Raw genomic sequence first — 20,008 nt, forward strand, 5'->3', positions numbered from 1 at the left:
GGCCGATCGGTGCCAGAGCATCGGCGACGGGTCAAATCTCGGCAGGTCCGGGCATCCTGCCCGGCCCCTTCCGGCCGCAGGCCGCGTCAGTCGGGCGCGGGGTCCGTCGCGGACACGGGCAGCGAGATGGCGCAGTGCACGCCGTCGGGGTTCACGTCGTAGCTGGTGCGGGCGCCGAGCTGGTAGGGCAGGGCGCGCTCGATCAGCTCGCGCCCCTGTCCGCCGCCGCGCAGGGCTTCGCCGTCGGCCTCCGGCATGACGATGCCGCTCTCGAGCCAGTCGATGTGGAGCCAGGGCCGGTGTTCCGCGCCCGCGTCCTCGAGCCTCCAGGTGATGGCCAGCCGGCCCTGCTGCTGGCCGAGCGCGCCGTGCTTGATCGCGTTGGTGGCGAGCTCGTGCAGCGCCAGGGCGAGCGTCTGGACGGTGGACGAGCGCAGGCGGACGTCGGGCGGCCCGTCCAGCGTCACCCTGTCGGCGATGCCGCTCAGGGCCTTCATCTCCGCCTGCATCAGCTCGCCGAAGGTCACACGGTCGTGGTCGTCGAGCCGCGACAGCAGGCTTTGCACGCGCCCCAGCGCGTCCAGCCGGTCGCGGAAGCTGGCGCTGAAATCGTCGAGGTCGGCGCTGGTCTTCGCGGTCTTGTCCGCCAGGAAGCGCACGATGCCCATGAGGTTGCGCGTGCGGTGCTGGAGTTCCGCCACGAGCACGCTCTGGCCGTCCTTGAGCCGGCGCAGCTCGTCGATGTCCGTGGAGGTGCCGAGCCACTCGACGACATGGCCCTCCGCGTCGCGCACCGGCGCCGCGCGCGTGTGGTGCCAGCGGTAGGCGCCGTCCTTGGCGAAGCGCAGCCGGTGCTCGACGTCGAGCTTCTGCGCGGCCTCGGCCCCGGCCCAGGCCCGGAGGGTCGGGGCGCGGTCGTCCGGGTGCACCGGCTCCAGCCAGCCGAGGCCGTGGGTGTCGTCCTGGTCCTGCCCGGTGAAGTCGATCCATTGCTGGCCGGCCCAGGTCCAGCGCCCGTGGTCGACCGCCCGCCACACGAGCTGGGGGATGCCGTCCATCAGCGTCCGCACCCGCGCTTCCTCGTCGTGCAGGTGGTGGATCTCCTCCTCCTGGTCGTGCATGACCCGCGCCTGCTCGGCCAGGGCGCCGCGCAGGCGCTCGACCTCGTCGAGCAGCGCGCGCGGATCGGCGGCGGTTGCGCCCCGGACGCGCAACCCTGCGTCGGTGGAGCCCTCCGACGTCGAAGCCACGATCAGCACGCCCACCACCGCGCCGCCGCCGTCCCGCAGGGGATGGTGGAACAGGCGGAAGCGGGCCCCGTCCCGCCCGGACGCGCGCGGGCCGTCCTCCACCGTCACCGTTTCGCCCGACAGGACCCGCGCGACGGCGGCCCGGTCGCGGCCGGTCGACTCGGGCCAGCAGGCGTGCACCGGCCGCCCCAGCCCGTCCGGGTGCCGGCCGCCCATCACGTCGCGGTAGGGATCGTTGTAGACCTGGACGAGGTCGGGGCCCAGGAGCGCCGCCATGGGCACGTCGGCGGCCAGCATGAAGTCCACGGCGGTCCGGTACACCGCCGGCCACTGTCCGGGCCGGCCCAGCGGCGTCGCGGCCCAGTCGTGCCGGCGGATGCGTTCGGCCATCCCGTCGCCGACGGGAGCTTCGGGGGGCGCGTGGCGGCTGAAGTCGTGCATGTCTCGCCGGCCCCTTGATCGCCCGAGATGTCGCGAGACGCTGTGACGCCGGTCGGGTGTTCAAGGCTCGGCCAGTCGCGCTCGCTCGACAAGTTAAGACGTATATTGATGAACGACAACAACCTAGGTTATCGCCCGCGCCCGTCGATTGGCGGGGGAGAGAGGAATGAGCGATCTATAATGGCGCCGGCACGTCGCGCACGTCGGAGCGCTGCGGCAATGTCCCCCGCGGGAGGTCGGCCGCCGGCCCCTCCGCGTGCCGCCGTTGATCTCCGCCCGGCCCCGTCCTAGGCTCCCCTCCGAGACGGGGCCGACCCCGCCCCGACGGGGGACGCGATGGCGGACGCGAAACCACTGAGCCTCCGCGTGCCGGAGCCGGCCGTACGGCCCGGCGGCACGCCGGACTTCGCCGACGTGGCGACGTCCGAGGCCGGCGCGGTCCGCCGCCCGCCGGTCGACGCCGCGGCCGACGACATCCGCGACCTCGCCTACACGATCATCCGCGTGCTCGACGACGGGGGCCGCGCCGTGGGGCCCTGGGCCGGGACGCTCGACGACGCCGCGGCGCTCGACGGGCTGCGCCACATGATGACGCTGCGCGCCTTCGACGCGCGCATGCTGATGTGCCAGCGCCAGGGCAAGACGTCCTTCTACATGCAGCACCTCGGCGAGGAGGCGGTGTCCTGCGCGTTTGGGCGGGCGCTGGAGCCGGGCGACATGAACTTCCCGACCTACCGGCAGGCGGGGCTGCTGGTCGCCGCCGGCTACCCGCTCTCGACCATGATGGACCAGATCTTCTCGAACGAGCGCGACCCGCTGCTCGGCCGGCAGCTCCCCGTCATGTATTCGTCGAAGCGGTTCGGCTTCTTCTCCATCTCGGGCAACCTCGCCACGCAGTACATCCAGGCGGTCGGCTGGGCCATGGCCTCGGCCATCAAGGGCGACACCCGCATCGCGGCGGCGTGGATCGGCGACGGCGCCACCGCGGAGCCGGACTTCCACGCCGGCCTCGTCTTCGCCTCGACCTACCGGGCGCCGGTGGTGCTCAACGTCGTCAACAACCAGTGGGCCATCTCGACCTTCTCGGGCATGGCGCGCGGCTCCTCCGCGACCTTCGCGGCGCGGGGCCACGGCTTCGGCATCCCGGCGCTGCGCGTCGACGGCAACGACTACCTCGCGGTCCACGCCGTGGCGCGCTGGGCGGTCGAGCGCGCCCGCCGCAATCTCGGGCCGACGCTGATCGAGCACGTGACCTACCGGGCCGGCGCGCATTCGACCTCGGACGACCCCTCGGCCTACCGCCCCAAGGCCGAGTTCGACGCCTGGCCGCTCGGCGATCCCGTCGACCGGCTGAAGCGGCACCTGATCGGGCGCGGCGCCTGGTCGGAGGAGCGGCACCGCCAGGGCGAGGCGGAGATCCTCGACGAGATCCTGAGCGCCCAGCGCGAGGCGGAAGCGCACGGCACGCTGCATTCCGGGCCGAAGCCCTCGCCGCGCGACATGTTCGAGGGCGTCTTCGCGCAGATGCCGCCGCATCTGAGGCGGCAGCGGCAGGAGGCGGGGTTTTGAGGGCGACGGCCGGCGCGACTTCCCCTTCTCCCCTCGCGGGAGAAGGTCCCTCGGCGAAGCCGAGGGGGATGAGGGGGAATGGCGCGACGCCATCCGATCAACGGGTGCATCGTCGAGCGCGGCACCAGCCCCCCTCATCCGCCCCTGCTCCGCAGGGGCACCTTCTCCCGCGAGGGGAGAAGGGGACGCGTCGCGCGAGGCCCTGACCCATGCCCCGCCGCACCATGATCGAGGCCATCCGCGACGCCATGGCGGTGGCCATGGAGCGAGACCCCGACGTGGTCGTCTTCGGCGAGGACGTCGGCTATTTCGGCGGCGTGTTCCGCTGCACCCAGGGATTGCAGCAACGCTTCGGCGCGGACCGCTGCTTCGACGCGCCCATCTCCGAGCTCGGTATCGTGGGCGCCGCCGTCGGCATGGCGGCCTACGGCCTCAAGCCCTGCGTCGAGGTGCAGTTCGCCGACTACGTCTACCCCGCCTACGACCAGATCGTGTCGGAGGCGGCGCGGCTGCGCTACCGCTCGGGCGGCGACTTCACGGCGCCGCTCGTCATCCGCATGCCGACGGGCGGCGGCATCTTCGGCGGCCAGACCCACAGCCAGAGCCCCGAGGCGCTGTTCACCCACGTCTGCGGCATCAAGACCGTGGTGCCGTCGAACCCCTACGACGCCAAGGGCCTGCTCATCAGCGCCATCGAGGACCCGGACCCGGTCATCGTCCTCGAGCCGAAGCGCATCTACAACGGCCCCTTCGACGGCCACCACGACCGGCCCGTCACGCCCTGGTCGAGGCACCCGCTCGGCGAGGTGCCGGACGGGCATTACGCGGTGCCGCTCGGCCGCGCCGCGGTGCGGCGCGAGGGCGCGGCCGTGACCGTGCTGGCCTACGGCACCATGGTGCACGTCGCCGAGGCGGCCGCCGCGGACTGCGGGGTGGACGCCGAGATCCTCGACCTGCGCACCCTGCTGCCGCTCGACCTCGACGCCGTCGAGGCCTCGGTGAGGAAGACCGGCCGCTGCGTGGTGCTGCACGAGGCGACGCTGACCTCGGGCTACGGGGCGGAGCTGGCGGCCCTGGTCCAGGAGCGCTGCTTCTTCCACCTGGAGGCGCCGGTGCTGCGCGTCACCGGCTGGGACACGCCCTATCCGCACGCGCAGGAGTGGGACTACTTCCCCGGCCCCGCCCGCGTGGCCCGGGCGCTGCTAAAGATCGTGGAGGCCTGAGATGGCGACCCGCTCCGTCAGGCTCCCCGACATCGGCGAGGGCGTGGCCGAGGCCGAGGTCGTCGAGTGGCACGTCAAGGTCGGCGACGCAGTGCGCGAGGACCAGGTGCTCGCCGCCGTGATGACCGACAAGGCGACGGTCGAGATCCCGTCGCCCGCCGACGGCACCGTCACGGCGCTGGGTGTCGAGGCCGGCACGGTGCTGGCGGTCGGCTCCGAGCTGGTGCGGCTGGAGGTGGGCGCGCCCGAGCCGCCCGCCGACGGCCCGGCGGCCCCCGCCGTGCCGGCCCCTCCGCGCCCGCCGGAGCGCACCCGGGGGCACATGGAGGCGCCGCCCGCGCGGGCGCCGACGCCCGAGGTCCGGCCCGCGCCGCCGCGGTTCTCCGCCACCCCTCCAGCGAGAGCGCCCCGCGCGCCCGGCGAGCGCCCGCTCGCCTCGCCCGCCCTGCGGCGCCGCGCGCTGGACCTCGGCGTCGACCTGCGCCAGCTCCGCGGCACCGGCCCCGCGGGCCGCATCACCCACGACGACCTCGACGCTTACCTCCGCGGCCCGGCCGTGCCCGCCTCCGCCCCCGGCCGGGCCGAGAACCACGCGGTCGAGGACGTGCGCGTGATGGGGCTGCGCCGCCGCATCGCCCGCGCCATGGCGGAATCGACGCGCCGCGTCGCCCATTTCTCCTACGTCGAGGAGGTGGACGTCACCGCGCTGGAGGAGCTGCGGGCCTCGCTCAACGCCCGCTACGCCGGCGCGCGGCCGAAGCTGACGCCGATCCCCTTCCTGGTGGCCGCGCTGGTGCGGGTCCTGCCGGACTTCCCCGGCCTCAACGCCCATTACGACGACGAGGCCGAGGTGGTGCACCGCTTCGGCGGCGTCCACGTCGGCATCGCGGCGCAGACGCCGGGCGGGCTCCTCGTCCCCGTGCTGCGCCACGCGGAGGCGCGGGGCCTGTGGGAGATCGCGGGCGAGGTCCGCCGCCTCGCCGAGGCCGCCCGCGACGGCACGGCCTCGAAGGGCGAGCTGTCGGGCTCCACCATCACGGTCACCTCGCTCGGCGCGCTCGGCGGCATCGCCTCGACGCCGGTCGTGAACCGGCCCGAGGTGGCGATCGTCGGCGTGAACCGGCAGGTGCTGCGGCCGGTGTGGCGGGACGGCGGGGTGGTGCCGCGGCTGATGATGAACCTGTCGTCGTCCTTCGACCACCGCGTGGTCGACGGCCACGACGCCGCGTCCTTCATCCAGGCCGTGAAGGCGCTGCTGGAGGTGCCGGCGCTGCTGTTCATGGAAGGCTGAGGGGGAGCCCTGACGATGGCCGAGATCGCCGCCAAGGTCCTGGTGCTGGGCGGGGGGCCGGGCGGCTACGTGGCGGCCATCCGCGCCGGCCACCACGGGCTGGGCACGGTGCTGGTCGAGGACACCAAGGTCGGCGGCACCTGCCTCAACGTCGGCTGCATCCCGTCCAAGGCCCTGATCCACGCCGCCGATGAATACGCGCTCGCCGTCGCCCGCGCGGCGGGATCGCCCTTCGGGCTGTCCACCGGCGCCCCGGCGCTCGACTTCGCCCGCACCGTGGCCTGGAAGGACGGGCTCGTGGCGCGGCTGAACAGCGGCGTCGCCTCGCTCCTGAAGAAGAACGGCGTCAAGATCCTGCGCGGCCGCGGCACCCTGCTGGACGGCAAGACCTGCCGCGTCGACACCGACGTCGGGGCCGACACGGTGCGGGCCGAGCACGTCGTGATCGCGACGGGGTCGCGCGCCGCCGAGCTGCCGGGCCTGCCCTTCGGCGGCGCCGTGATCTCGTCGACGGAGGCGCTGTCGCTGCCGGAGGTGCCGCGGCGGCTCGCCGTGGTGGGGGCCGGCTACATCGGCGCGGAACTCGGGCTCGCCTTCGCCAAGATGGGCGCGGCCGTGACGATCGTGGAGGCGGCGGACCGCATCCTGCCGTCCTACGACGCCGATCTCGTCCGCCCCGTGCGGCGCGGGCTCGACGCCCACGGCGTCGCGGTGATGCTGGACGCGCGGGCCGCGGGGCTCGACGGCGGCGCGCTGCTGGTGGACGCCCCCGACGGGCGCCGGCGCGTGCCGGCCGACCGCGTGCTCGTCGCGGTGGGGCGGCGGCCGAAGACCGCGGGCTGGGGGCTGGAGCGGCTCGACCTCGACATGGAGGGGCCCTTCATCCGCGTCGACGAGCGCTGCGCCACCTCGATGCGCGGCGTGTGGGCGGTGGGCGACGTCACCGGCGAGCCCATGCTGGCGCACCGTGCCATGGCGCAGGGCGAGACGGTGGCGGACGTGATCGCGGGCCGACGCCGCGCCTTCGACCGGCGGGTGATCCCGTCGGTGGTCTTCACCGACCCGGAAGTGGTGTCGGCGGGGCTGTCGCCGGCCGAGGCCGCGGCGGCCGGCCACGAGGTCAAGGTCGGGCTGTTCCCCTTCGCAGCCAACGGGCGGGCGATGACGCTGGAAGGCGAGGACGGCTTCGTGCGGATCGCGGCGCGGGCCGACAACCACGTCGTTCTGGGCATCCAGGCGGTCGGGCGAGGCGTGGCCGAGATGGCGGCGGCCTTCGGGCTGGCGATCGAGATGGGCGCGCGGCTGGAGGACGTGGCCGGCACGGTCCACGCCCATCCGACGCTGGGCGAGGCGTTTCAGGAGGCGAGCCTGCGGGCGCTGGGGGAGGCGCTGCACATCTGATGTCGCGGAGCCGAAGGTCTGAACCCCGTCCTCGACCTCCCTCATCCTTCGACACGGGCCCTTCGGGCCCTGCTCAGGACGAGGAGCGTGGAAGACGTAGTTCACGACTTTCGATGGTCGATGACATGCGCTCGATATGCCACCCTCACGCCTCCCTGCGGAACACCACCCGGCTCGCCCCGGCGTAGTTCACGAGCAGCGCGGCCGCCGAGGCCGCCACGAGGCAGACCAGCGGGGCGCCGAGCGGGGGCGGGAGGAGGAGGTAGCAGCCGGTGTAGACGGCGACGTTGCAGGCGAGGCCGAGGCTCTGCACCCCGGCGTAGGCGAGCAGCGCCGCGCCGTAGCGCCGGGCGCCCGCGCCGCGGAAGGCCCAGCGCCGGTTCAGCTCGAAGGTCGTCAGGATGGCGACGGCCGCCGACGGGATGCGCGCCGTGATCGGGTCGAGACCGGCGGCGCGGACGAGGAGCATCAGCGCCAGCGCGTCGACGCAAAAGCCGGCGCCGCCGACGCAGCAGAAGCGCAGGAACTGGCGCGGGCTTCCCCCTCCGGCGCGGCCGAGCGCGGCGGCCGTCACGGGCGGACCTCGGACACGGAACCCTGCGGGTCGGCGGGATGCGCCATCGATCGCCCCTCGTGCGGCCCGGGCGGCGCGCGTCGCCGCCCGGGCCGAAGGGATAGGCCGACGGCGTTAAGGGGCCGTCAGCGCGGCGTCAGGCGAGGTTGAACACCACCTTGGTGCAGCCGTCCGTCTTGTCCTTGAACTTCTGGTACAGGTCCGGGCCCTGCTTCAGGTCCGTCGAGCGGTGGCTGATGAGGCTCGTCGTGTCGATCTTGCCCGCCTGGATGAGCTTGGTCAGCGGCTCCAGGTAGCGCTTCACGTGCGTCTGGCCGGAGCGCATCGTCAGGCCCTTCTGCACGATGCTGCCCATGTTGACCGACACCGGCCCGCCGTAGACGCCCGGCACCGACACCACGCCGCAGCCCCGCACCGCGCGGATCGCCTGGTCGAGCGCGGTCGTGCGCTCGGAGGAGGTGAGCTTCTCCTTCACGGCGTCGAGCATGCCGGCCATGCCGTGGCCGCCCGAGGCCTCCATGCCGACGCAGTCGATGACGCTGTCCGCGCCCTTGCCCTTGGTGATCTCGAGGATGCGCTCGTAGGTGTCCTCCTTGGAGAAATCGATGATGTCGGTCGCCCCGGCCTTCTTCGCGAGCGCGATGCGCTCGGGCACGGACTCGATGGCGATGATGCGCTCGGCGCCCATCACCTTGGCGGACTGGATGGCGAAATAGCCCACGGGCCCCACGCCCCAGATGGCGGTGGTGTCGCCGGGCCGGATCTCGGCGTGCTCGGCGCCCTGGTAGCCCGTGGGGAAGATGTCGGTGAGGAACAGGACATCGTCGTCCGTCATGCCCTCGGGCACCTTCATGGGCGCCACGTCGGCCATGGGCACGCGCACGTATTCGGCCTGACCGCCCCAATAGCCGCCGGTGAGGTGCGAATAGCCGAACAGGCCGGCGGTGGGGAAGCCGAACTGCGCGGCCGCCATCTCGCCGTTGCGGTTCGACCGCTCGCAGACCGACCAGTTGCCGCGGCGGCACTGGTCGCATTCGCCGCAGTTGATGTTGAAGGGGACGACGATGCGGTCGCCCTTCTTGAACTTGGTGAAGCCCTGGCCGACCTCGACCACCTCGCCCATGAACTCGTGGCCGAGCACGTCGCCGCTCTTCATGGTGGGCATCAGCCCGTCCATCAGGTGGAGGTCCGAGCCGCAGATGGCGCAGCTCGTCACCTTGATGATGACGTCGCGCGCGTCCTCGATCTTCGGGTCCGGCACGGTGTCGCAGCGGATGTCGTTCTTGCCGTGCCAGCAGAGGGCCTTCATGGCGATGTTCCTCGAAATGTCGTCGGCCGAACAACGGGGCCGAACAAGACAGCGTTCCGGGCTCGACTGTGCGGGCGCCATCGACGATTTGTGCAAAAAAATACAATGTTATAACATTACTTAACGCCGGCACGGATTGTCCTCCGACCTCCGCGCTGTCGGACTCCTCCAGTGGTCGCGGCCTCCCAGAGGCTGCCGGCGAAATCGATCGGAGCTGGCACGGCCCACGCTCGCGGCACGACGGGCGCCTCGGCACCGGGGACTCGGGACGGGCGACGGCCCCGCGTGACATGCTGGCGCGTGCGGATGCGCCACGATGCTTGGCAGGCCGCCTCGCCGTATGAGAGTGCCGCCTGGAACGGCTCCGCCGCTCTGTCGAGTCGAATGTCCGCAAGCATCAACATAGGTCATTGACCTATGAGGGCTCCGTCATCCTGCTCGAATTCCTTCGCGGAGGCGTGATCGCGGTGCGAAATTCAGCGGATCCGAAGATTTTGTTGATCTCGTCTTAACCTGTGCTGGCGAGGGGCCTGCGGCCCGCGTGCCACATGAACGTGTGTTCATCGCGGGAGCTGTCATCCCATGCCGCTCGACAAGCCCAACCGTCGTCACTTCACCGCGGCCGCCCGGGCCGCCGCCGCCGAGGCGCGGCGCCGCAAGAGGGAGCAGGCGCTCCCGCGCGAAACACCCGAGGTCTTCGTCGTCCGCCGCCCCGAAGCGCACCTGCAGTTCGTCTGGGAGATCCGACGCTTCGGCGCCGTCACCATCGGCCGGGGGGACGTCGGCTACGCGAGCCCGCGCGCGGCCCGCTCGGCGGGCCTCGAGGTGCTGCCCCGCTTCATGGAGGCCCCGTGACGTCGAGCCTCCGCCGTCCCGTGGGGCGCGGCGCGGGGATGGCTCGACGTCGCCGGCCGGACGGGACGGCGCCGCGACGGAGCGCGCCCCGGCCCGGCCCGTCGATCCGTCAGGCCGCCTCGTCCAGCGCCGCCACCACGGCGTCGCCCATCTCGGCCGTCGAGATCGAGGCCTCGCCGGGCCGCGCGAGGTCGGCGGTGCGGTGGCCGCGCTCCAGCGCCGTCGAGATGGCGCGCTCCAGGCGGTCGGCCTCTGCGCCCATGTCGAGCGAGTAGCGCAGCGCCATGGCGAGCGAGCCGATCATGGCGAGCGGGTTGGCGATGCCGCGGCCCGCGATGTCGGGGGCCGAGCCGTGCACCGGCTCGTAGAGGGCGGGGCGCCGGCCCGTCGCGAGGTCCGTCTCGCCCAGCGACGCCGAGGGCAGCATGCCGAGCGAGCCCGTCAGCATGGCGGCGACGTCCGACAGCATGTCGCCGAACAGGTTGTCGGTGACGATGACGTCGAACTGCTTCGGCCGCTGCACGAGCTTCATGCCGAGCGCGTCGGCGAGCTCGTGCTGGAGCCCGACGTCGGCATAGTCGCGGGCGTGCAGCGCCGTCACGGTCTGGTTCCACAGCACGCCGGACTTCATGACGTTGCGCTTCTCCGACGAGGTGACGCGGTTGCCGCGCTTGCGCGCCAGCTCGAAGGCCACGCGGGCGATGCGCTCGATCTCGTAGGTGTCGTAGACCTGGGTGTCGATGCCGCGCTTCTGGCCGTTGCCGAGGTCGATGATCTGCTTCGGCTCGCCGAAATACACGCCGCCGGTCAGCTCGCGCACGATCAGGATGTCGAGCCCCTCGACGAGCTCGCGCTTCAGCGAGGAGGCGTCGGCCAGCGCGGCGTGGCAGATGGCGGGACGCAGGTTGGCGAAGAGCCCGAGGTCCTTGCGCAGGCGCAGCAGGCCGGCCTCGGGGCGGATCTCGTAGGGCACGCCGTCCCACTTCGGGCCGCCGACCGCGCCGAGCAGCACGGCGTCGGCCGCCGCGGCGCGGGCCACGTCGGCGTCGCTGACCGGCACGCCGTATGCGTCGATGGCGCAGCCGCCGACGAGGCCCCGCTCGACCGCGAAGCGCGCCGAGCCCCGGGCTTCGATCCGGGCCAGGACCTTCTCGACCTCGGCCGCCACCTCGGGGCCGATGCCGTCGCCGGGCAGGAGGAGCAGCTTATGGGTCGGCATGGTGTCTCTCGCGGCGCGTCGGTGTCGCGCCTGGACTAGCCGGGGCCGCGCCGCGGACGCAAGCGCCGATGCGTCAGTGGTGGGTCGCTGAGGTTTCGCCGGTCGGCGGGTAGGCCGGCGCCTCGATCCAGGTGCCGCGCAGCGACAGCGTCGCCTCGTAGCGGACGCGGCCCTCCCGGCAGCGCACCACGGCCGTGTAATCGTGGCTGTCGCCGTCCGGCAGGCCCTGGCGGGCGAGGTCGGGCAGCAGCGCGATGGCCTGCTCGCGCGCCTCGTAGAGGCTGTCGAGCTCCAGCCCGAACTCGTCCCGGGCGAGCGTCTCGTTGTCGTACAGATCGATGTAGTACAGCGGCATGGCAGGCCCCTGACAGAGGACCTCCTTCAATTCACCCGCCGACAGATTGGTTCGGCCGACATAGCGGCGTTATATCGCCGCCATATCATCCCGGTATCCTCAGCGCGCCGTGACGAGCGCGCCGGCGCCGACCATCAGCGCGCCGGCGCCGCGGTTGAGCGCCCGGAGGCGGCGGGGCCGGGCCAGCGCGCTCCTGGCCCGCAGCGCCAGGGCCACGTGGCCGCCGATCACCAGTCCCTCGACGGCGAGGATCACGGCGAGCAGGACCAGCGTGTCGGCCGCCGTGAGAGGATGGGTGCCGAGCACGCCCGGAAGCAGGGCGAGATAGAAGACCGGCATCTTGGGGTTCGACACGTTGAGCAGGAAGCCGAGGCCGAAGAGCCGCAGGAGGCCGCCCCGCAGCCGCCGCGGCGCGACCGCGACGGGGGCGCGCCACATCGCGATGCCGGTGTAGACCAGGTAGGCCGCGCCGAGGTAGCGCACGAAGCGGATGTGTTCGCCCACCGCACCCGCGACGGCGTCGAGCCCCACCGCGGCCAGGACCACAAAGCAGCCGATGCTCGCCACCACGCCGCAGCCGTAGGCGACGCCGTGTGCGGGCCCGTCGTTCACGGTCTTCGACAGGATCGTGATGTTGTCCGGCCCGGGGCTCGCGGCGAAGAGGAAGAAGGCCAGGGCGAAGGTGGCCGCGGTGCCGAGGTCCATCGCGCGTCTCCCGGGGACAGAGTGCGCGATGCTATGCCGCCCGGCGGCCGGCGTGAAGCGGCCTTCAATCTCCGTGACGCGCCAACACCTCGCGCACGGCCTCCACCATGGCGTCCTCGGCCACGGGGAACTGCGCGCGCTGGCGCAGCTCCAGGTAATCGGAGCGGTCCTTGGAGCCCTTGGCGAGCTCGGCGCCGAGCACGAGATCGCGGATCATCACCACGGGGCCGCCCTCGGCGTCGCGCTCGTTCGAGCCCTGCAGCACCGCGCAGGCGCTGTTGCGCTTGTCGGCGTATTTGAGCTGGGCGTTCATGCCCGAGGCGCCGAGGTAGAGCTCGGACGCGATGCCGGCCGCGCGCAGCCGCGTCACGAGGCCCTGGTAGCGGGCCATTTCCCCCTTATCCAGCACCGCCACCACCACGGGGCCGCGGGGCTGCGCCGTGCCGACGAGCGGGCTGCGCACGGCCTTGAGGGCCGCGACGAGGCGCGACACGCCGACCGAGAAGCCGGTCGCCGGCACCGGCTCGCCGCGGAAGCGCGCCACGAGCCCGTCGTAGCGGCCGCCGCCGCCGACCGAGCCGAAGCGGATCGGCTCGCCATCCTCGCCCGTGACGGTGAACAGCAGCTCGGCCTCGAAGACCGGGCCGGTGTAATATTCGAGGCCGCGCACGACCGAGGGGTCGATCACCACGCAATCCGAGCGGCCGGCGGCCTCGACGAGCCGCGCGATCTCGGCGAGTTCGGCGACGCCCTCCTCGCCCCGCGCCGAGCCCGCGACCGCGTCGCGCAGGTTCGCGACCGTGTCGGCCGCGGTGGCGCCCCGCGCGGCCGTGAAGGCGAGCACGCGCGCGATGGCGTCGGGCGGCAGGCCCGCGCCCTTGGTGAAGTCGCCGGAGTCGTCGCGGCGCCCGGCGCCGAGCAGCGCTTCCACGCCCGCGGGCCCGAGCCGGTCGAGCTTGTCGACCGCGCGCAGCACGGTGAGGCGCCGGCCCGCGTCGGCCTCGCCGCCGAGGCCGATCAGCTCCATGACGCCGTCGAGCACCTTGCGGTCGTTGACCTTCACGGCGAAGTCGGTGCGCGCGATGCCGAGCCGCTCCAGCGTGTCGGCTGCCATGATGCACATCTCGGCGTCGGCCGCGACGGAGGCGGAGCCCACCGTGTCGGCGTCGAACTGGATGAACTGGCGGAAGCGGCCGGGACCGGGCTTCTCGTTGCGGAACACCGGGCCCGAGCGGTAGGAGCGGTAGGGCTTAGGCAGCGCGTCGTAGCGCTCCGCCACCGAGCGGGCGAGCGGGGCCGTCAGGTCGTAGCGCAGCGACAGCCACTGGTCGTCGTCGTCCTTGAAGGAGAAGACGCCGGCGTTGGGGCGGTCGAGGTCGGGCAGGAACTTGCCGAGCGCGTCCGTGTATTCGATGAAGGGCGTCTCCACCGCCTCGAAGCCGTAGAGCTCGTAGGTGTCGCGGATCGCCGCCGTGATGCGGGCGGTCGCGGCGAGGTCGGCGGGCCCGCGGTCGGCGAGGCCGCGGGGCAGGCGGGGCTTGGTGAGGTCGGTCATCGTGCTCTGAACGGGTTTCCAAAGGCCCTCGGCCTTTGGCGGGGCTCGGGGCGGAGCCCCGATGGGAGTATTTCTTTGGGGCTCTGCCCCAAACCCCGCCAAAGGGCCAGCCCTTTGGAAACCGGATCGTCGATGCAGCCTCAGCGCAGGGTCGACAGCAGCGTCTTCAGCTTGTCGGCGATGTCGCCGATCTCGGTCTCGGAGATGATGAGCGGCGGGGTCAGCGCGATCGTGTCGCCGGTGATGCGGACCATCAGGTCGTGCTCGCGGAAGGCGCGGTCCATCGCCTCGTAGGCGCGGGCCCCGACCGCGTCCGGCCGCGACGCGAGGTCGATCGCCGCGACGAGCCCGACCGTGCGGATGTCGAGCACGTTGGGCAGGCCGCGCAGCCCGTGGATCGCCTCGGCCCACACCGGCTCCAGCCTCAGCGCGCGGCCGAACAGGTCCTCGTCCCGGTACACGTCGAGCGCCGCCAGGGAGGCCGCGCAGGCCAGCGGATGCGCCGAATAGGTGTAGCCGTGGAACAGCTCGATGACGTGCTCGGGCCCGCGCATGAAGGCGTCGTAGATGGGCTTCCTCACCACGACGCCGCCCATCGGCACCGTGCCGGAGGTGACGCCCTTGGCGAAGCAGATCATGTCCGGCACGACGCCGTAGCGCTCGGCCGCGAAGGCGTGGCCGAGGCGGCCGAAGCCCGAGATCACCTCGTCGAAGATGAGCAGGATGCCGTGCCGGTCGCAGATGGCGCGCAGCCGCTGCAGGTAGCCCTTGGGCGGCGGCAGCACGCCGGTCGAGCCCGCCATCGGCTCCACGATCACGGCCGCGACGGTCGAGGCGTCGTGCAGCATGACGATGCGCTCGAGCTCGTCGGCGAGGTGGGCGCCCCACTCCGGCTCGCCCTTGGTGAAGGCCTGGTGCTCGCGGCTGTACGTGTGGGGCAGGTGGTCGACGCCGCTGAGCAGCGTGCCGTACTGCTTGCGGTTCGACACGATGCCGCCGACCGAGATGCCGCCGAAGCCCACGCCGTGGTAGCCGCGCTCGCGGCCGATGAGGCGGGTGCGGCCGCCCCGGCCGGCGACGTTGTGGTACGCGAGGGCGATCTTCAGCGCCGTGTCGACGGCTTCCGAGCCGGAGTTGGCGAAGAACACGTGGTCGAGGTCGGCGGGCGCGAGCGCCGCGATGCGGGACGCGACCGAGAAGGCCTTGGGGTGCCCGAACTGGAACGCGGGGGCGTAGTCGAGCTCGGCCGCCTGCGCCTGGATGGCGGCCACGATGGGCTCGCGGTTGTGGCCGGCGTTGGTGCACCACAGGCCCGCGGTGCCGTCCGTCACGGCGCGGCCGTCCGGCGTGTAGTAGAACATGCCCTTGGCCCGCGTGATCATGCGCGGGTTCTTCTTGAAGGAGCGGTTCGGCGTGAACGGCATCCAGAAGGCTTCGAGATCGTTGGGGATCTCGGCCTGCGGGGCCAGGGCGGCGGCGGAGGAGGGCATCGGGGCTCCCTGAGACGGGAAGGATGGCCCCGGACCGCGGGACCGCCCCTCACCTTACGTCGAGGCCGGTCCCGATGGAAGCGGCCGGGGGACGCGCCCCCGGCCCGGGCCGGAACCGTCGCGGCTCCGGCCCCGCGTCGCTGCGGGCAGGATCACGCGATCGGGCGGGGTCACCCGATCGCGGCCCGCCCTCGGGTCAGGTGCGGACCTTGGTGTTCAGCGCGACGTTGCCGCGGATGGCGTTGGAATAGGGGCAGATGCCGTGGGTCGCCTCGGCGAGCTTCTCGGCATCCTCCTTGGAGAGGCCGGGCAGGTACACCTCGAGGTCGGTCGTGATGCCGAAGCCGCCCTCGGAGCGCGGGCCGATGCCGATGTCGGCCTTCACGGTCGAGCCCTGCGGGATCTTGATGCCGGTCTGCTGCGAGCCGACCCGCATGGCGCCGAGGTAGCAGGCCGCGTAGCCGAGCGCGAAGAGCTTCTCCGGGTTGGCGCCGTCGCCGCCCGGGCCGCCGAGCTCCTTCGGCACGGTCAGCTGGAGGTCCATGGTCTTGTCTTCCAGCGTGGTGCGGCCGTCGCGGCCGCCGCCCGTGGCCGTGGCGGAGGTCTTGTACTTGGCTTCGACTGGCATGGTCTCGACTCCTGAGGTGATGCGGGACCCGGGCTCCCGCGGGAGCCCGGGCCGGTCCTGCGCGGCCCGACGGGTCGAAGCCGCGAGAAGGGGGAGGGGCGTCAGGCGCCCTGGACGTCGAACTGGACGTCGACGTTGTCGCGCGTCGCGTGGGAGTAGGGGCAGACCACGGTATGGGCCTGCTCGACCAGCTCCTTCAGCTCGGCGGTGGGGATCTTGCCGTCCACCACGGTCATACGCACCGCGAGGCCGAAGCCGCCGCCCTCGCGCGGGCCGATCGACACCGCGCAGGTGACCTCGGCGCCGGTGGCGTCCTTCTTGGCCTGCTTGGCCGCGAAGTCGAGCGCGCCGCAGAAGCAGGCGGCATAGCCGGTGGCGAAGAGGTGCTCGGGCGTGGTGGTGCCGGGCTTGCCGGGGCCGCCCATCTCCTTCGGCACGGACAGCGTCACCGACACGCTGCCGTCGTCGGCCTTGCTGACGCCGTTGCGGCCTCCCGTGGCGACGGACTTGGTCGTGAAGAGCGGCTTGATGCTGGCGATGGCCATGAAGATCTTCCTGGTGCCGAGGCCGGCCGACGGGGCCGGCGGGCGGCGCTTATAGGCCCGGCACCGGCGCCTCGCCAAACCCATCCGCGTTCAGCGCCACTACGACGGAAGGCCGTCCGCGGTTGCGGGGCGGGTTTGATATTTGTGGGAGACGGCCCGCCTCGACATGCCGCGCCCCCGCGCGTAAGCCCGCCCGCATGACCGAGCCCGCCCCCACCACGCCCATCCTGCCCGGCCTGTCGGCCGTCGCGGACCGCTACGACGTCGTCCTGTCGGACGTGTGGGGCGTGCTGCACGACGGCAAGCGGTCCTTTCCCGGCCCCGCCGCGGCGCTGACGCGGTTCCGCGAGGGCGGGGGCACGGTGGTGCTGATCACCAACGCGCCGCGGCCCAACGCGCCGATCCGCGCCCAGCTCGACGCGCTCGGCGTGCCGCGCACGGCCTACGACGACATCGTCACCTCGGGCGACAGCACGGTGGCGCTGATCGCGGCGCGCGGCGAGGGGCCGTTCCACCACATCGGCCCCGAGCGCGACCGCGCCCTGATGGACGAGGTCCATGCCAAGACCGGGCGGCGCCCGCGGCTCGGCGAGCTGCACGAGGCCGCCCACGTCATCTGCTCGGGCCTGTTCGACGACCGCACGGAGACGCCCGACCACTACGAGGCCACCTACGCGGCCATGCGCGAGCGCGGGATCGCCATGATCTGCGCCAACCCGGACGTGGTGGTGCACGTGGGCGACCAGCTGATCTTCTGCGCCGGCGCCCTGGCGGAGCGCTACGAGGCGCTCGGCGGCACCGTGCTCTACGCCGGCAAGCCGCACGCGCCGATCTACGACCTCGCGCTGTCCCTGGCCGCCGCGGCGCGCGGGCGGGACGTCGACGCGTCGCGCGTGCTGGCGGTCGGCGACGGCATGCGCACGGACGTCGCCGGCGCGGTGGCCCGAGGGCTCGACTGCCTGTTCGTCACCAACGGCATCCACCGCGACGACACGGGGCCGGGCGACGGCACGCTCGACCCCGCCCGGCTCGCGGCCTTCCTCCGGGGCGCGGCGCACCGGCCCGCCTACGCGATCCCAGACCTCGCCTGGTAGCGCCCCCCGCTCAGCCCGCGTTCCTGTAGGCCTTCCGCGAGAACACCGTCCGCACCATGATCGACAGGTCGAGCATCAGCGACCAGTTGTCGATGTAGTAGAGGTCGTGCTCGACGCGGCCGATCACCTTCTCGGGCGTGTCCGTCTCGCCGCGCCAGCCGTTGACCTGCGCCCAGCCGGTGATGCCGGGGCGGACGTTGTGGCGGCGGGCGTAGAGCGCGACCTCGCGCTCGAAGGCCTGGTCGTGCGCCATGGCGTGGGGGCGGGGGCCGACGAGGCTCATCTCGCCGCGCAGCACGTTGAGGAGCTGCGGCAGCTCGTCGACGTTGGTGCGGCGCATGAAGCGGCCGATCCGCGTGATGCGGCTGTCGCCCGCTGTCGCCTGGCGCACGGCGCGGCCGTCCTCGGCGACGCTCATCGAGCGGAACTTGTAGATGCGGAACGGCTCCTGGTTGAAGCCGTAGCGGCGCTGCTTGAAGAACACGGGGCCGGGGCTTTCGCGCCGGATCAGCACCGCCATCGCGGCGAAGAGCGGGGCCAGAACGAGGAGCGCGGCCGCGGCCAGGGCCACGTCGAGGGCGCGCTTGGCCAGCACCTCGCTCGACGACAGCGGCCGGCGCACGAGGTGCAGCGACGCCACCGAGCCGTTGCGGATCACGTGGAGGTCGTCGAACTTGTCGAGGAAGCGCTCGGGCGCGAGGTGCACGGCCGCCGGCACGCCCATGAAGGCGTCGATCGCGGCGTCCAGCCGGTCGCGGTCGCCCCAGGGCACGAGGATGTAGACGTCGTCCGGCCGGATCACCCGTGCCGACGCGACCGCGAGGGCGAGGTCGTCGGCGCGGGTGTCTTCGCCCGGCCGCAGCACCGCGGCGCCGACGACCCGCAGGCCGACCTGGTGGGGCGCGTGGCGCTCGGAGAAGGCGCGGATCATGTCCTCGTCGCCGACGAGGAAGATGTGGCGCGACGCGACCCGGCCCGCCGCGGCGCGCGACTGCATGACGCCGACCAGCGCGGTGCGCAGCACCAGCAGCCCCGCCGCGCCCCCGACCACCAGCCCCAGCGTGCCGCCGCGCGAGAAGCTGTCGGTGGTCTTGGTCAGGAAGGCGAAGCCCAGCGCCCCGGCGGCCGCCATGCCCCACAGCGTCAGCGCGCGCTTGGCGTGGCCCTTGTGGGACAGGTAGCGCGTGATGGCGTAGTCGTGCCGCAGGGCGCCCGGGACCACGAACAGCACCGCCATGGCGGCGCCGAGCACGATGTCCTTGAACGGTTCCGCCCCGTGGCCGAGCGCCGCGCCGCTCGCGGCCGCGATCCCGAGGATCGCCGCCGCGTCGAGCCCGGCCGCCAGCAGCAGGAAGCCGACCCGCGTCAAGGCCGTGCTGGGCCGGACGCGCGACAGGCGGTGAGCGAGGGAGCGCCGCCGCGAGGCGGCCAGGGAAGCGGAGAGGAGGGCGGCGCGCGGCACGAGGGGCGATCCCGGGAAGTCTGAAGTCCCCCCGCTCGCCGCAAGCCGCGTGCCCTCGCCGAAGGGTCGATCCCGTGCCGGATCGGGCCGGATCGGGCGCCCCCGCGCTTGCCGCGCGGCGCGGGGCCGTGCACGGATGGCACAGGTGGACGATCCCGGGAGTGCCGCTCATGAAGGTCGCGCTGATCCAGATGAACTCCGGCCACGACCGCGCTGCCAACCTCCGGCAGGCCGCGGCGCTGATCGAGCGCGCCGTCGCCGAGGAGCGGCCCGACTGGGTGCTGCTGCCCGAATGCTTCGACTTCCTCGGCGGCACCCGGGAGGCGAAGTTCGCCGCGGCCGACCGCCTGCCGGACGGCGAAGCCTACGCGGCGATGGCGGGCCTCGCGCGGCGCCACGGCGTGTTCATCCACGCGGGCTCGATGCTGGAGCGGCTGCCCGGCGGGGAGCGCATCGGCAACACGGCCGTGGCGTTCGACCGGAGCGGCCGCGAGGTGGCCCGCTACCGCAAGATTCACCTCTTCGACATCACGGCGCCGGACGGCACCGAATACCGGGAAAGCGCCTCGTTCGCGCCCGGCGAGGCCGTCGCCACCTACGATTGCGAGGGCGTTACGGTCGGCTGCTCGATCTGCTACGACATCCGCTTCCCGTTCCTGTACCAGGCGCTGATGGACCGCGGCGCGCGCCTCATCGCCGTGCCGGCCGCCTTCACGATGCAGACCGGCAAGGACCACTGGGAGGTGCTGCTGCGCGCCCGCGCGATCGAGACGGAATGCTACGTCGCCGCGGCGGCGCAGACCGGCACCTTCGCCCAGGGCGGGCAGACCCGCACCACCTACGGCCATTCCATGCTGGTCGACCCCTGGGGCCTCGTCACGGCGCGGGCGAGCGACGGGGTCGGGATCGCGGCGGGGCGGGTCGAGCCGGAGCGGGTCGAGCGCGTGCGGGCGATGATCCCGGTGGCGCAGCACCGGCGAAACATGCCGCGGGAATGAGGCGCCGCCGCGCCTGCGAGCGGCGCGGTTCGGCCGGGGCGACC

18 protein-coding genes are annotated in these 20,008 nt (G+C 72.9%); 7 read left to right on the top strand and 11 right to left on the bottom strand.

The features are described from left to right. Window positions 1–86 precede the first annotated feature (86 nt). Window positions 87–1,691 (bottom strand): sensor histidine kinase, encoded by a 1,605-nt coding sequence (locus tag L7N97_RS13190; RefSeq protein WP_237478776.1) that lies wholly within the window; start codon window positions 1,689–1,691, stop codon window positions 87–89. Window positions 1,692–2,027: 336 nt separating this feature from the next. Between L7N97_RS13190 and L7N97_RS13195 the strand changes: the two genes are divergently transcribed. The 4 genes from L7N97_RS13195 to lpdA all read left to right on the top strand — a co-directional run bounded on the left by L7N97_RS13195 (window position 2,028) and on the right by lpdA (window position 7,175). Next, window positions 2,028–3,260: a thiamine pyrophosphate-dependent enzyme gene (locus L7N97_RS13195; RefSeq protein ID WP_237478777.1), complete on the top strand. Its 1,233-nt coding sequence runs from the start codon at window positions 2,028–2,030 to the stop codon at window positions 3,258–3,260. A 209-nt stretch (window positions 3,261–3,469) separates the two neighbouring features. Further along, complete coding sequence (locus L7N97_RS13200) at window positions 3,470–4,483, top strand: alpha-ketoacid dehydrogenase subunit beta (RefSeq protein WP_237478779.1); 1,014 nt, start codon at window positions 3,470–3,472, stop codon at window positions 4,481–4,483. 1 nt (window position 4,484) lies between these two features. After that, window positions 4,485–5,774: a dihydrolipoamide acetyltransferase family protein gene (locus L7N97_RS13205; RefSeq protein WP_237478781.1), complete on the top strand. Its 1,290-nt coding sequence runs from the start codon at window positions 4,485–4,487 to the stop codon at window positions 5,772–5,774. 15 nt (window positions 5,775–5,789) lie between these two features. Next, on the top strand, window positions 5,790–7,175 hold the full coding sequence (gene lpdA, locus L7N97_RS13210) for a dihydrolipoyl dehydrogenase (RefSeq protein ID WP_237478782.1): 1,386 nt from the start codon (window positions 5,790–5,792) through the stop codon (window positions 7,173–7,175). A gap of 145 nt (window positions 7,176–7,320) precedes the next feature. On the opposite strand, the gene L7N97_RS13215 is transcribed toward lpdA, so the two are convergent. Next, window positions 7,321–7,749 (bottom strand): GtrA family protein, encoded by a 429-nt coding sequence (locus tag L7N97_RS13215; protein WP_237478783.1) that lies wholly within the window; start codon window positions 7,747–7,749, stop codon window positions 7,321–7,323. A gap of 136 nt (window positions 7,750–7,885) precedes the next feature. Then, entirely contained in the window at window positions 7,886–9,058 is a 1,173-nt protein-coding gene (locus tag L7N97_RS13220) for a zinc-dependent alcohol dehydrogenase (RefSeq protein ID WP_237478784.1), read from the bottom strand. Between the two features lie 582 nt (window positions 9,059–9,640). Between L7N97_RS13220 and L7N97_RS13225 the strand changes: the two genes are divergently transcribed. After that, window positions 9,641–9,913, top strand: a complete 273-nt coding sequence (locus L7N97_RS13225) for a hypothetical protein (RefSeq protein WP_237478785.1) — start codon at window positions 9,641–9,643, stop codon at window positions 9,911–9,913. Between the two features lie 109 nt (window positions 9,914–10,022). Here L7N97_RS13225 and leuB read toward each other — a convergent pair whose 3' ends face one another. From leuB to L7N97_RS13260, 7 genes are all read right to left on the bottom strand, one after another. Continuing rightward, entirely contained in the window at window positions 10,023–11,132 is a 1,110-nt protein-coding gene (gene leuB, locus L7N97_RS13230; protein ID WP_237478786.1) for a 3-isopropylmalate dehydrogenase, read from the bottom strand. A gap of 73 nt (window positions 11,133–11,205) precedes the next feature. Further along, a complete protein-coding gene (locus L7N97_RS13235; protein ID WP_237478787.1) occupies window positions 11,206–11,487 on the bottom strand; it encodes a DUF6894 family protein in 282 nt (93 codons plus the stop codon). Window positions 11,488–11,586: 99 nt separating this feature from the next. Further along, window positions 11,587–12,192 (bottom strand): LysE family translocator, encoded by a 606-nt coding sequence (locus L7N97_RS13240; RefSeq protein ID WP_237478788.1) that lies wholly within the window; start codon window positions 12,190–12,192, stop codon window positions 11,587–11,589. Between the two features lie 64 nt (window positions 12,193–12,256). Next, window positions 12,257–13,747 carry a histidine--tRNA ligase gene (hisS, locus tag L7N97_RS13245; protein ID WP_237478789.1) on the bottom strand — a complete coding sequence of 497 codons (1,491 nt, stop codon included), beginning with the start codon at window positions 13,745–13,747 and terminating at the stop codon, window positions 12,257–12,259. A 140-nt stretch (window positions 13,748–13,887) separates the two neighbouring features. Continuing rightward, window positions 13,888–15,237, bottom strand: a complete 1,350-nt coding sequence (gene aptA, locus L7N97_RS13250; RefSeq protein ID WP_237478790.1) for an omega-aminotransferase AptA — start codon at window positions 15,235–15,237, stop codon at window positions 13,888–13,890. Window positions 15,238–15,433: 196 nt separating this feature from the next. Then, entirely contained in the window at window positions 15,434–15,865 is a 432-nt protein-coding gene (locus L7N97_RS13255) for an organic hydroperoxide resistance protein (protein ID WP_237478791.1), read from the bottom strand. A gap of 101 nt (window positions 15,866–15,966) precedes the next feature. Beyond that, a complete protein-coding gene (locus tag L7N97_RS13260) occupies window positions 15,967–16,410 on the bottom strand; it encodes an Ohr family peroxiredoxin (RefSeq protein WP_255721659.1) in 444 nt (147 codons plus the stop codon). A 197-nt stretch (window positions 16,411–16,607) separates the two neighbouring features. Between L7N97_RS13260 and L7N97_RS13265 the strand changes: the two genes are divergently transcribed. After that, entirely contained in the window at window positions 16,608–17,504 is an 897-nt protein-coding gene (locus L7N97_RS13265; RefSeq protein ID WP_237478792.1) for a TIGR01459 family HAD-type hydrolase, read from the top strand. 10 nt (window positions 17,505–17,514) lie between these two features. Here L7N97_RS13265 and L7N97_RS13270 read toward each other — a convergent pair whose 3' ends face one another. Further along, window positions 17,515–18,966: an exopolysaccharide biosynthesis polyprenyl glycosylphosphotransferase gene (locus tag L7N97_RS13270; RefSeq protein ID WP_237478793.1), complete on the bottom strand. Its 1,452-nt coding sequence runs from the start codon at window positions 18,964–18,966 to the stop codon at window positions 17,515–17,517. 170 nt (window positions 18,967–19,136) lie between these two features. On the opposite strand from L7N97_RS13270, the gene L7N97_RS13275 reads away from it, so the two are divergent. Continuing rightward, complete coding sequence (locus L7N97_RS13275) at window positions 19,137–19,964, top strand: carbon-nitrogen hydrolase family protein (protein ID WP_237482222.1); 828 nt, start codon at window positions 19,137–19,139, stop codon at window positions 19,962–19,964. The last annotated feature ends 44 nt before the right edge of the window (window positions 19,965–20,008 follow it).

Origin of the sequence: Lichenibacterium dinghuense (genome assembly GCF_021730615.1) — a bacterium.
GTDB classification, from domain to species: domain Bacteria; phylum Pseudomonadota; class Alphaproteobacteria; order Rhizobiales; family Beijerinckiaceae; genus Lichenihabitans; species Lichenihabitans dinghuensis.